We start from the raw sequence: 12709 nt of genomic DNA, 5'->3' as shown, positions 1-12709 counted from the left end.
CGCAGGCGCCGGCATCGCGCGGCTCAGTCGTGCAGCAGCGTGCGCAGGTCTGCGGGCACCGCGCGGTGCGGGTGTGTGCGCTGGAAGCGCAGCAGGCTGGCGCGGGCGGCGTCCAGGTCGCCGCTGTCGCGGCGCTCGCGGATCCGCTGCAGCCAGCGCCGCGGGGGCAATTGCGCGTCGGCCTCCGCCGCGGCAGCCAAGGCGCCGGCCTGCGGCGACGCGGTGGCCGGATCGGCGGTCGACGTCGAAGGACGTAGCGAGAGCGCCTCCGACGACTCGGTCGCGGCGGCCTGCGCGTGGGTGGAGGCCGCCAACGTGGCCTGGCGGGCGTGGTCGGTGGGGGCGCTGCGCGGCAAGGCGTCCTGCGTCGTCGCCGCGCGCGCTGGCGCGCGCAAGGCCATCGCGGCCGGTGCGGCCTGCTGCTCGGCGGCGGGCGCGTTGCTGTCGGCCACCATGGGCGGCGGTGGCGGTGGCGGGGCCGGCGGCGCGGCGGGCGCCATCAGCGTCGGTGACGCGGGAGGGGGCAGGCGCTTTGCGGGCGCCGGCTTGTGCGCCTGTGCCTCCGGCGTACGCTCCGCCAGCGGCGCGGCAGGCGCCTGCGCTGCCATGCGCGCCGAAGCCGCAGGCGCGGGCGTTGCGGTCTCGGAGGTTGCCGGTGCGGCGGCCGCCTGCGCCGGCTCCGCGGAAGAAGGGGCCGGCGATGCGTCGGGAGCAGGAGCGACTGCCGGGGCAGGCACCACCGCCGGTGCGGATGCCGGTGCGGAGGGCACCGGTGGGCGTGCGCGCCAGGCGATGCCGGCCACCAGCACCAGCGAGGCAGCCAGGCCGAGCCAGGTCGGCCAGCGCGGTCGCGACGCGGCTGGAGCGGGGCGCGCTGCGGGGGCGTGGGCCGTCGCCTTTCCGGCAGGCGCGGGTGGCGGCACCGGCAGCGACGTGGCGGCTTGCGCCCGCGCCCGCTCCGCGGCGCTGCTGGGGTAGTCCGCGATCTCGGTGGCACCCGGCGCGACCGCTGCGCGCGCGGCGGCTAGGATCGCCGCATCCAGCGCCGGCGGCGGCAGCGCCTGCCGGCCCTGGCGCAGGCGTTCGGCGAGCGCGCGCTCTTCCGGGGTCAGCGGTTCGTCGGCGCTCATCCGCCCAGCCTCGCGCGCAGTTTGTCCATCGCATAGCGCAGCCGCGACTTGACCGTTTCGCGGCCGACGCCGGTGATCTGCCCGATCTCGTCCAGGCTCAATTCCTGCTCCAGGCGCAGCAGCAGCACGTCGCGTTGCTCCTCGGGAAGCGCATCCAGGGCCAGTTGCAGCTGGCGCCGTTGTTCGAAGGCGGACAACTGCCGCTCCGGGGTGTCGGGGTCCTGCACGCGGGCGGTGCGCAGGTCGGCGTCGGCCGGTGCCGGCGGACGATGCTTGGCCGCGCGCCAATGGTCGCCGAGCCGATTGTGGGTAATGCGCAGCAGCCAGGTGGTGAATGCGGCCTGCGGCTGCCAGTCCAGGCGCGCGGCGATGACCCGCTGCCACACGTCCTGGAACAGTTCTTCGGCCAGTGCCCGGTCGCGCAGCTGTCGCAGCAGGTACTGGTACAGGCGGCCGCGGTGGCGCAGGTACAAGGTCTCGAACGCGCGCGCGTCGCCGGCCGCGTAGGCCAGCATCAGGGCTTCGTCGCTCGCTTCGACCGGGGCGTCCACGGCGGCAAGCCTAAGCGTTCCCCGGGCCTGCGCATAGTCGGGAGGCGGGGGGCGGGACGCGGGCGGCGATGGCGGAAGTTCGGACAACATGTGTAGACAAACGCGTATCTCGCCACTTCGGGGTCGAGCGGGCGTCGATCGACGCATGCAACGGGTATGCTGATGTGAAGGGCGAGCGTGGAGCAGTTCCGGGGGGCCCTGCAGGAGTTGTCGTCGATGCTGTTCAATACGTCCACCACGGTCCGCGAAGACCCATCCGGCGGCCATGCCCCCGCGCGCGCGGCGCAGGCCCTGTGCGGCCTGCTGCCGCCCGGCAGCGCCGTGGCGATCGGCTGCGGCGACGGCGTGGTCGGGCGCCTGCAGGGCGCCAGCGCACAGGCGCCGGCGTGGCTGCAGGCGCTGGTCGCCGAGGCGCTGGCCGGTACCGCGCCGTTGCCGTCGACGGTGCCGGCGCTGCTGCACGTGCACCGCACCGCCGAAGGCGCCTGCGTGGCGATCGGCGCGGAAGTGGCGCAGCCCCTGGACGCCGCGCAACGCGTGGCCTGGTGCGACGCCGCGGTCGCCTTCGGCCTGAACCTGCTCGACACCGAGCGCATGCGCGCACGCATCGAGGGCCTGGAAAAATCCAAGCAGCTGCAGCAGGCGCTGTACGAGATCGCCGACCTGGCCGGCGCCGATCTGGAAATGAGCCAGATGCTGCAGCGCGTGCACGCCGTGCTGGAATCGCTGATGTACGCGGAGAACTGCTACATCGTCGAGTACGACGAAGACCAGCAGAGCATGCGCTTCCTGTACTTCTCCGATCGCCACGACGACTTCGTCGCCGATCCGGAGCGGACCTACTTCCTGCACGACATGCCGCATAGCCTCACCTTCGCCTTGCTGCGCCACGGCCGTGCGGTGCGCGGGCCGTCGGAGCAGGTGCGCGAGCGCCTGAAGGTGGGCGACAACGTCGGCCACGGCCCGGAAAGCCGCGACTGGCTGGGCGTGCCGATGCTGCGCGAGGGCCGCGTGTGCGGCGCCATCGTGGTGCAGAACTACGACTACGCGCTGCGCTACACCGATGCCGACCGCGCGCTGCTGGCCTACGTGGCGCAGCACGTGCAGACCGCGATGGACCGGCGTCATGCGCAGGTGCAGCTGGAGCGGCGGGTGGACCTGCGCACCCAGGAGCTGCAGCGCGCCAACTGCGACCTGCAGGACGAGATCCAGGAGCGCAAGCGCGCCGAGATGCTGCAACTGGCGCTGTTCCGCATCGCCGAGCTGGCGATCCGCTCGGAGAGCCTGCAACAGTTCTACACCGAGGTGCATGCCATCGTCGGCGGGCTGATCGACGCACGCAATCTGTACATCGCCCTGCTGTCCGATGACGACACGATGCTGGAATTCGTGTATTCGGTGGACGAGTTCACCCCTTACCGGCCGCAACGGCGCCGTGGCCGCGGACTGACCGAATATGTGATGCGGGTGCGGCGCCCGCAGCTGCTCGAACTGTCCGACATCGACGCCTTGCTGGCGCAGGGCGAGGTGCAGGAGTACGGCCAGCGCCCCTACAGCTGGCTGGGCGCGCCGCTGTTCGACGAGGGTGAGGTGATCGGCGCGATCGTGGTGCAGAGCTACGTCGCCAAGGTGCGTTTCACCGAGCACGACCAGCGCCTGCTCACCTTCGTCGCGCACAACGTCGGCAGCGGCCTGGCGCGGCAGCGCGCGCAGGAACGGCTGCGGCTGGCGCACGCGGAGCTGGAGCAGCGCGTGGACGAGCGCACCCGCGAGCTGGCCGAGGTCAACGAGCAGCTGCTGGCGCAGATCGCCGAACGCTGGCGCGCCGAGCAGCGCCTGACCCATCAGGCGCTGCACGATGCACTGACCGGGTTGCCGAACCGCTCGCATCTGCTGGACCGGCTCAGCGAGGCGATCTCGCGCGCGCGCGGCGGCGGCAGGACCTTCGCCGTGCTGTTCCTGGACCTGGACCGGTTCAAGCTGGTCAACGACAGCATCGGCCACGCCGCCGGCGACGAGATGCTGGTGCAGGTGGCCAAGCGCATCGTCTCCACGATCCGCGGCCAGGACGTGGTGGCGCGCCTGGGGGGCGACGAGTTCGCGGTGCTGACGCCATCCGAGCATGGCCTGGACGGCGCGCGCGAGCTGGCACGGCGCCTGCTGCACGTGCTCGGCCAGCCAATGTGGGTGGCCGGCCGCGAACTGTTCCCGTCCGGCAGCCTGGGCATCGCCGCCTGGCATCCGCGCTACCACAACGGCGAGGAGATGCTGCGCGACGCCGATGCGGCCATGTACCGGGCCAAGGCGCAGACCCAGGACCGCTGCGTGGTGTTCGACGAGGCCATGCGCGAGGCGGCGTTGCGCAGCCTGGATCTGGAGGCGGACCTGCGCCGTGCGATCAACAACCGCGACTTCGAGCCGTTCTACCAGCCGATCGTGCGGCTGCGCGACGGCGAGGTGATCGGCCACGAGGCGCTGTTGCGCTGGCGCCACGAGAGCCGCGGGCTGCTGGTGCCGAGCCAGTTCATCGACCTGGGCGAAGAGAGCGGCCTGATCGAGCAGGTGGACTGGCTGCTGTACGCGCAGGTGATCCGGCGCCTGGCGCGGAACGAGGGCGGCTACGTCTCGGTCAACGTCTCGCCGCGGCACTTCCGCTCGCCGGATTTCACCGAGCGGCTGTTCGGGCTGATCGACACTGCCGGCGCCGATCCGCGCCGCCTGCGGGTGGAGATCACCGAAGTGGCGCTGCTCGACGACGCGCCGCGCACCCTGGCCATCCTGCAGGCGCTGCGCGAGCGCGGCGTGCTGGCGCAACTGGACGACTTCGGCACCGGGTTCTCGGCGCTGTCCTACCTGCATCGCTTCCCGATCTCGGTGCTGAAGATCGACCAGAGCTTCGTCGCCGGCCTGCAGGACGAGGGTGGCACCGGCAGCCACGCGCTGGTGCGCGGCATCCTCGCCCTGGCCAGTACGTTGGGCATCGAGACGGTGGGCGAAGGCATCGAGACCGAGCAGCAACTGGCGACCCTGCGCGAACTGGGCTGCGATTACGGGCAGGGCTATCTGCTGGGGCGCCCGGCCGCCGCGCCGCAACAGCTCTGAGGCGATCGCATGCGGAGCGCGTCGCCGTGCGGGTGGCGCTTGCTGCCGAGGCAATGAGTTTCGTCTCGGCGCGGCGCGTTGCGGCGATCCCGGTCGGTCGGTACCTCAGTCATTCCCACATGCTGGAGCGACTGGAGGGCACCTGCTCCCGCCATACGCAATCCAGATGCGCTTGTCCCGTAGGAGCGGCTTCAGCTGCGACAGGGCGTTACCGGGAACGCCCGTCGCGGCTGAAGCCGCTCCTACAAGACACTTCCTGTCGTGGTGTGCGGTGACCGAAGCGGTCGCCACGCGCCATGAACTCACCGCGCGTTTGCCGTCTCAACGCAATGCATTGCGCCGCTTTTCATCAATCCGCGCCGCAGTGGCAGTGAGGCGCCGGATGCTGTAACGCGTCGCCACGCGCCATGAACTCACCGCGCGTTTGCCGTCTCAACGCAATGCATTGCGCCGCTTTTCATCAATCCACTTCGACGCCTGCGCCGGCGTATAGTCCCGCATCCAGCCCAGCATCGTCTCGATGTCGCTGCCGTACCACAGGTCGGCGCGCTGGTCCGGGTGCAGGAAGCGCTCCTCGACCATGCGATCGATCATGCCGATCAGCGGCGCGTAGAAGCCCTCCACGTCGAGGAAGGCGCAGGGCTTGTTGCCGATGCCGAGCTGGCGCCAGGTCAGCATCTCGAAGATCTCTTCCATGGTGCCGAAGCCGCCGGGCAGGGCGACGAAGGCGTCGGAGAGGTCGAACATGCGCGACTTGCGCTCATGCATCGAGCCGACGATCTCCAGTTCGGTGAGGCCGCGGTGCGCCACTTCCCAGTCGGCCAGTTGCTTGGGAATCACGCCGGTGACCTCGCCGCCGGCGGCGAGCACCGCATTGGCCACGGTGCCCATCAGGCCGACATTGCCGCCGCCATAGACCAGGCGCAGCCCCTGCTCGGCGATGCGCGTGCCCAGCGCGGTGGCGCGCTCGACGTAGGCGGGCTTGTTGCCGGCGTTGGAGCCGCAGTAGACGCAGATGCTTTTCATCGGGAATGGGAAGTCGAGATTAGGGAATGGGAAAATCAAAAGCCGAAACGCATAACGCCGGACCTGAGTCCGGCGTTATGCGTGGGAGTGAAGTGCAGGGAGTGCGCTTGCTATTCCCGATTCTCCATTCCCGTTTCCCGGCCTCAGTTAGCCTTGTGGATCGCCCGCTTGCTCACCGCCATGGCCGCGTCGTGGATCGCTTCGGACAGGGTGGGGTGGGCGTGGCAGATGCGCGCCAGGTCGTCGGCGGAGCCGTTGAACTCCATGGTCAGCACGCCTTCGTGGACCAGTTCGGAGACGCCGACGCCGACCAGGTGCATGCCCAGCACGCGGTCGGTCTCGGCGTGGGCGATGACCTTGACGAAGCCCGCCGGCTCGCCCATCGCCACCGCACGGCCGATCGCCGCGAACGGGAAGCTGCCGGCCTTGTACGGCACGCCCTCGGCCTTGAGCTGCTGCTCGGTCTTGCCGACCCAGGCGATTTCCGGCTCGGTGTAGATGACCCACGGGATGGTGTCGAAGTTGACGTGGCCGGGCAGGCCGGCGATCAGTTCGGCGACCGCGATGCCTTCCTCGAAGCCCTTGTGCGCCAGCATCGGCCCGCGCACGCAGTCGCCGATCGCCCACACGCCGTCCACGCCGGTGTGGCAGTGCGCATCGACCTCGATCTGGCCGCGTTCGTTGACCTTGACCCCTGTGCCTTCGGCCAGCAGGCCCTTGGTGGCGGCGCGGCGGCCGACGGCCACCAGCAGCTTGTCCACGTTGAGGGTCTTCTCGCCTTCGCCATCGCTATAGGTGACGACGACTTCCTGCTTCTTGCCCTTGCCGGTGACCTCGGTCTTGGAGACCTTGGCGCCGAGCTTGATGTCCAGGCCCTGCTTCTTGAATTCCTTCAGGGCGGTCTTGGCCACTTCGGCATCGGCCAGGGCCAGGAAGTCCGGCAGCGCTTCGAGGATGGTGACCTCGGCGCCCAGGCGCTTCCACACGCTGCCCAGTTCCAGGCCGATCACGCCGGCGCCGATCACCGCAAGACGCTTCGGCACTTCGGTGAAGTCCAGCGCGCCGACGTTGTCGACGATGGTCTCGCCGTCGAACTTGGCGAACGGCAGTTCGATCGAATCCGAGCCGGCGGCCAGGATCACGTTGGTGCCCTTCAGCTCGACTTCGCTGCCGTCGTGCTGCTTGACCTTGACCACGTTGCCCGGCTGCAGTTCGCCGAAGCCATAGTACGGGGTGATCTTGTTCGCCTTGAACAGCATCGCGATGCCGCCGGTGAACTGCTTGACGATCTTGTCCTTGCGCCCGACCATCGCGGCGACGTCGATCTTGGCATCCTTGAAGCTGATGCCGTGCTCGCCGAACAGGTGGCCCATGTTCCAGAACTGGCGCGAGGAATCCAGCAGCGCCTTGGACGGGATGCAGCCCACGCGCAGGCAAGTGCCGCCGAGCGCCGGCTTGCCGTCCTTGCCCAGCGCCGCGTCGATGCACGCGGTCTTCAGGCCCAGCTGGGCGGCGCGGATGGCCGCGTGATAGCCGGCAGGACCGGCACCGATGACGACGACGTCGAACTGTTCGCTCATTTCATTTGCTCACACGGGAATAGGGAATGGGGAATGGGGAATGGCAAAAGCGCATGCGCCTGCCGTGTCCCATCCAGGTCCAGGCGGGAATGGAGCGGCGGATGGGCGCTGGTCCCATTCCCGTTTCTCCATTCCCGATTCCCGGCTCTTACAGACCGAACAGCATCCGGCCCGGGTTTTCCAGCTGGTTCTTGATGTCGACCAGGAACTGCACCGAGTCCTTGCCGTCGATGATGCGGTGGTCGTAGGACAGCGCCAGGTACATCATCGGGGCGATCACGACCTGGCCGTTCTCGGCGATCGGACGCTCCTTGATCGCGTGCATGCCCAGGATCGCGCTCTGCGGCGGGTTGATGATCGGGGTCGACAGCAGCGAGCCGAAGGTGCCGCCGTTGGTCACGGTAAAGGTGCCGCCCTGCAGTTCTTCCAGGCTCAGCTTGCCGTCGCGCGCCTTCTTGGCGTAGTCGGCGATGCCCTGCTCGATGTCGGCGAAGGACTGCCGCTCGACGTTGCGCAGCACCGGCGTGACCAGGCCCTTGTCGGTGGACACGGCGATGGAGATGTCGCTGTAGCCGTGATAGATGATGTCGTCGCCGTCGATCGAGGCGTTGACCAGCGGGAAGCGCTGCAGCGCGTTGGCCGCGGCCTTGACGAAGAAGCTCATGAAGCCGAGCTTGATGCCGTGGGCCTTCTGGAACTCGTCCTGCAGTTCCTTGCGCGCGGCCGAGACCTTGGCCAGGTTGACCTCGTTGAAGGTGGTCAGCATCGCGGTCGAGTTCTTCGACTGCATCAGGCGCTCGGCGATGCGCTTGCGCACGCGGGTCATCGGCACGCGCTCTTCCGGACGCGCACCGCTGGCCTTGCCGGCGCCGCCGTTCTTGGCGTAGTTGAGGATGTCTTCCTTGGTCACCGCGCCGCGACGGCCGGTGCCTTCGACCTGCGACGGATCCACGCCCTCGGTGATGGCGCTGAAGCGCGCGCCCGGCGGCAGGCTGGAGACGTCGCCGGCGGCCTTCGGCGCCTCGGCCTTGGCGGCCTTCGGCGCTTCCGCGGCGGCGGCCTTGGGCGCTTCGGCCTTCGGTGCCTCGGCGACCTTGGCCTCGGCCGGCGCTGCAGCGGCGGCCGCGCCTTCCTCGATGATCGCCAGGATCTGCGAGCTGGTCACGGTGGCACCGGTCTCGAACTTGATCTCCTTCAGCACGCCGTCGACGGGCGAGGGCACTTCCAGCACGACCTTGTCGGTCTCCAGGTCCACCAGGTTCTCGTCGCGCTTGACCGCCTCGCCGGCCTTCTTGTGCCAGCTGGCGATGGTGGCATCGGATACGGATTCGGGCAGTACCGGAACTTTGACTTCGGTGGCCATTGCAGGGGGCGTCCTAGTGGTGTCTTTTTTCGAAAGGGTGATGTGGTTTATTCAGCGACTTGGTCGTTGAACGGATTCAACAGCGCGTCGGCGACCAGCTTCAGCTGCTCTTCCACGTGCTCGGCGAAATGGCCGGCGGCGGGAGACGGCGAACGGGCGCGGCCGGCGTAGTGCAGGCTCTGTCCGTCGGCCAGGCAGGCCTGCAGGTGATGCTTGATCTGGTACCAGGCGCCCTGGTTCTGCGGCTCTTCCTGGCACCAGACCAGGTCGGTGGCATTGCCGTAGCGCTTCAGCTCGGCGGCCAGCAACTCGCGCGGGAACGGATACAGCTGCTCCACGCGCAGGATGGCGACGTCGTCCTGGCCGCGCTTGGTCTGGTCTTCGAGCAGGTCGTAGTAGACCTTGCCGGAGCAGGCGACCACGCGCTTGACCTTCTTCGGGTCGGCCTTGGCGTCCGGGATCAGGTGCTGGAACTCGCCATCGGCCAGTTCTTCCAGCGTCGACACCGCCAGCTTGTGGCGCAGCAGCGACTTGGGCGTCATCACCACCAGCGGCTTGCGCGTGGACATGCGCATCTGCCGACGGATCATGTGGAACGCCTGCGCCGGGGTGGTCGGCACGCAGACCAGCATGTTTTCCAGCGCGCACAGCTGCAGGAAGCGCTCCAGGCGCGCGGAGCTGTGCTCCGGACCCTGGCCTTCGTAGCCGTGCGGCAGGAACAGCGCCAGGCCGGAGATGCGGCCCCACTTGGCCTCGCCGGCGGCGATGAACTGGTCGATCACCACCTGCGCGCCGTTGGCGAAGTCGCCGAACTGCGCTTCCCAGATGCACAGCGCATTGGGATCGGTGGTGGAATAGCCGTACTCGAAGCCCATCACCGCCTCCTCGCTGAGCAGCGAGTCGATCACGGTTGCGTCTTCCGGGTTCTCCACCAACTGCCGCAGCGGCAGGTAGTAGCTGTCGGTCTTCTGGTCGTGCAGGATCGCATGGCGGTGGAAGAACGTGCCGCGGCCCGCGTCCTGGCCGACCAGGCGCAGCTTGTGGCCTTCGCCCAGCAGGGTGGCATAGGCCAGGTTTTCGGCGAAGCCCCAGTCGCCCGGCAGTTCGCCGGCGGCCATCTTCACCCGGTCCTCGTAGATCTTGGCCACGCGCGGGTGCAGCTCGACGCCGCCCGGGATGGTGGTGATGATCTTGGCCAACTGGTCCAGGGTCTTGCGCTTGACCGTGGTGTCGACCTTGTCCGAGAGCTTGCCCGACAGGTACTTGGACCAGTCGATGGCGAATTCGTCGGGCTTGCGGGTCGCCAGTTCGGTGGTGTACTCGCCCGAATCGAGCTTGTTGCGGTAGCCGTCGACCAGCGCCTGCGCCTCGCCGGCCTGCAGCACGCCTTCGCTTTCCAGCTGGGCGGCGTACAGCTCGCGGGTGGTCTTGTGCTTGCGGATGGTCTGGTACATCACCGGCTGGGTGGCCGCCGGCTCGTCGGCCTCGTTGTGGCCCCAGCGGCGGTAGCAGACCAGGTCGATGACCACGTCCTTGTTGAACTGCTGGCGGAAGTCGTAGGCCAGGTTGGCCACGAACGCCACCGCGTCCGGATCGTCGCCGTTCACATGGAACACCGGCGCGCCGATCATCTTGGCGACGTCGGTGCAGTACAGCGTGGAACGGGCGTCGTCGCGGGCGCTGGTGGTGAAGCCGATCTGGTTGTTGACCACGATGTGCACGGTGCCGCCGACCGCGAAGCCGCGCGCCTGCGACATCTGGAACAGCTCCATGACCACGCCCTGGCCGGCGAACGCGGCGTCGCCGTGGATGATCACCGGCAGCACCGACTTGCGCGCGGCGTCGCCGTAGCGCTCCTGGCGCGAACGCACGCTGCCGACCACTACGGGGTCGACGATTTCCAGGTGCGAGGGGTTGAACGCGAGCGCCAGGTGCACCGACTTGCCGTCGGCTACCGCCACGTCGGCGGAGAAGCCCATGTGGTACTTCACGTCGCCGGTGTGGGCGCGGTCGTCGTGGGCGTGCTCGAACTTGCCTTCGAACTCGTCGAACAGCTTGCGCGGGTTCTTGCCCAGGGTGTTGACCAGCACGTTGAGGCGGCCGCGGTGGGCCATGCCGACCACGATGTCCTTGACCGCGTCGTTGCCGGCGCGCTGCACCAGCACGTCCATCATCGGGATCAGCGAGTCGCCGCCTTCCAGCGAGAAGCGCTTCTGGCCGACGTACTTGGTGTGCAGGTAGCGCTCCAGGCCCTCGGCGGCGGTGATCCGCTCCAGGGTACGGCGGCGGCTGGCGGCGTCGCCGGCGATGTTGCCGCCCGCGTTCTCCAGGCGCTGGTAGATCCACTGGCGCTGTTCGAACTCGGAGATGTGCATGAACTCGCTGCCGATCGACCCGGTGTAGGTCGCCTTCAGCCGCGCCAGCAGATCGCGCAGTTTCATCCGCGGCTGGCCGCCCAGGCCGCCGGTGCTGAACTCGCTGCCCAGATCGCTTTCCGACAGGCTGTGGAACGGCAGGCCCAGGTCCGGCGGGTTCACCGGCGGGGTCAGGCCCAGCGGATCCAGGCGCGCGCCGAGGTGGCCGCGCGAACGGTAGGCGGTGATCAGGCGGCCGACATGGCGCTCGCGCTCGTCGCCGCTCGGGCCGGTGCCGCTGTTGGCGGCCTGGCGCGCGGCGCTGGCGATGTGGGCGATGACCGCGGAGTGGGGGACGTCACCGGCATCGCGGCCCTGGAAGCCGTCGAAGTAGGTTTTCCACTTGGGATCGATGCTGTCGGGAGAGACCAGGTACTGTTCGTACAGGTCTTCGATATAGGCGGCATTGCCGCCGGCGAGTTGCGATGACTGCGCAAACTGCTTGAGTAGATTGTCCACGATGGTGGGGTCGGGTCGCTTTGTTGGGGTGGCTTGCGGTAGGAACCGGCGGACGCGTGGGCCGCGCGGGCGTAATCAAGCGCAAAAATTATACCCCCATGAACCAGCCGGGGTGTGCATTCGGCGTGGTCAAGGCCGATCCCGGTTCATCCGCGGCGCACGTGGCGGCGCGGCCCCGCCGCCTCACCAACCCAGTGCGCGCAGTTCGCTGCAGGGGCGCGCACGCTCCCAGACCCGGGCGAAGGAGCTGCGCAATTGCCGCGCGCGGGCACTGCCGAGCAGGTCGGTCTCGCCGTCGTAACGGTGACCGAGACCACGGAAGTAGTAGCCGCCGCCCTCGTTGACCAGGTAGGCGGTGGCGTCGCTGCGGTCCACCGGATCGCTGACTTCGCGGAACTGGAACACGCTGGGCAAGCGCTGCGCCAGGGCCAGCAAGGGCGCGCCGGCGCGCTGCGGCGCGGCCGCGTCGTGCAGCAGGATCCACACCTGCTTGGCATGCGCGGCGACCGCGAAGCGGCGCAGTTGCTCCAGCACGCGGGCATCGTCGAGCAGGCCCGGATCCAGTGCGCGGCTGTGGATCAGCACCTGGCGGCGGGCCTGCGCCAGTACCGCGATACTGGCGGCGATCGCCATCGCCGCGTCCTCCACCGCCACGGCGCCGTCGAAGCGGCGCCGCAGCGGCACGGCCTCCGCGGCGGCGGCCATGCCGCCCGCGGGCGGCAGAAAGCCGTGGCGGGCATAGAACGCCAGCGTGGCGGCCGGTGCCTGCAGCTCCAGGTGCGGCCAGCGCCGGCGTTGCGCCGCCTCGACCAGGCCACGCAGCAGCGCGCTGCCGACACCGCGCCCGCGCCAGCCGGGCAGCACGGTCAGTGCGGCGATCCGCCGGTCCGCGCCGAGCCGCACCGCGCCCACCGCCTGGCCGTCCTCGCTGCGCGCGACCATGTGCTCGCCCAGCGCGTCCAGCGCCGCCGCCGCGGTGTCGGCCGGCTCCGCCGCGGCACCGGTCGCGGCACGCAGCGCGCGCAGTTCGGCGCCGTCGCGGACGGGGTCGAGCGCAGCGATGCGGAAACCGGGGCCGGGCATG

8 protein-coding genes are annotated in these 12709 nt (G+C 69.3%); 1 reads left to right on the top strand and 7 read right to left on the bottom strand.

Going from position 1 to position 12709, the window contains the following annotated elements:
• Positions 1–23 precede the first annotated feature (23 nt).
• A complete protein-coding gene (locus tag M3U25_RS07220) occupies positions 24–1130 on the bottom strand; it encodes a hypothetical protein (protein ID WP_355496864.1) in 1107 nt (368 codons plus the stop codon).
• Positions 1127–1681: an RNA polymerase sigma factor gene (locus M3U25_RS07215; RefSeq protein ID WP_355496867.1), complete on the bottom strand. Its 555-nt coding sequence runs from the start codon at positions 1679–1681 to the stop codon at positions 1127–1129. Before M3U25_RS07215 ends, M3U25_RS07220 begins: the two co-directional genes overlap by 4 nt.
• A gap of 216 nt (positions 1682–1897) precedes the next feature.
• Here M3U25_RS07215 and M3U25_RS07210 point away from each other — a divergent pair, with 216 nt between their 5' ends.
• Complete coding sequence (locus M3U25_RS07210) at positions 1898–4783, top strand: EAL domain-containing protein (protein WP_355496869.1); 2886 nt, start codon at positions 1898–1900, stop codon at positions 4781–4783.
• 432 nt (positions 4784–5215) lie between these two features.
• Here M3U25_RS07210 and M3U25_RS07205 read toward each other — a convergent pair whose 3' ends face one another.
• The 5 genes from M3U25_RS07205 to M3U25_RS07185 form a co-directional block, all read right to left on the bottom strand.
• Positions 5216–5809: a TIGR00730 family Rossman fold protein gene (locus tag M3U25_RS07205; protein ID WP_160946040.1), complete on the bottom strand. Its 594-nt coding sequence runs from the start codon at positions 5807–5809 to the stop codon at positions 5216–5218.
• Between the two features lie 143 nt (positions 5810–5952).
• Positions 5953–7389 carry a dihydrolipoyl dehydrogenase gene (gene lpdA / locus M3U25_RS07200; RefSeq protein WP_242160439.1) on the bottom strand — a complete coding sequence of 479 codons (1437 nt, stop codon included), beginning with the start codon at positions 7387–7389 and terminating at the stop codon, positions 5953–5955.
• Between the two features lie 148 nt (positions 7390–7537).
• Complete coding sequence (gene sucB, locus M3U25_RS07195) at positions 7538–8752, bottom strand: dihydrolipoyllysine-residue succinyltransferase (protein WP_355496874.1); 1215 nt, start codon at positions 8750–8752, stop codon at positions 7538–7540.
• A gap of 47 nt (positions 8753–8799) precedes the next feature.
• Entirely contained in the window at positions 8800–11625 is a 2826-nt protein-coding gene (locus M3U25_RS07190) for a 2-oxoglutarate dehydrogenase E1 component (protein WP_242160437.1), read from the bottom strand.
• Between the two features lie 183 nt (positions 11626–11808).
• Complete coding sequence (locus M3U25_RS07185) at positions 11809–12708, bottom strand: GNAT family N-acetyltransferase (RefSeq protein WP_355496878.1); 900 nt, start codon at positions 12706–12708, stop codon at positions 11809–11811.
• Position 12709 lies beyond the last annotated feature (1 nt).

The organism is Xanthomonas sp. PPL134 (genome assembly GCF_040595915.1).
Classification (GTDB): domain Bacteria; phylum Pseudomonadota; class Gammaproteobacteria; order Xanthomonadales; family Xanthomonadaceae; genus Xanthomonas_A; species Xanthomonas_A indica.
The sequence above is the reverse complement of the archived record's forward strand: the minus strand, read 5'-3'. Positions and strand labels throughout refer to the sequence as shown.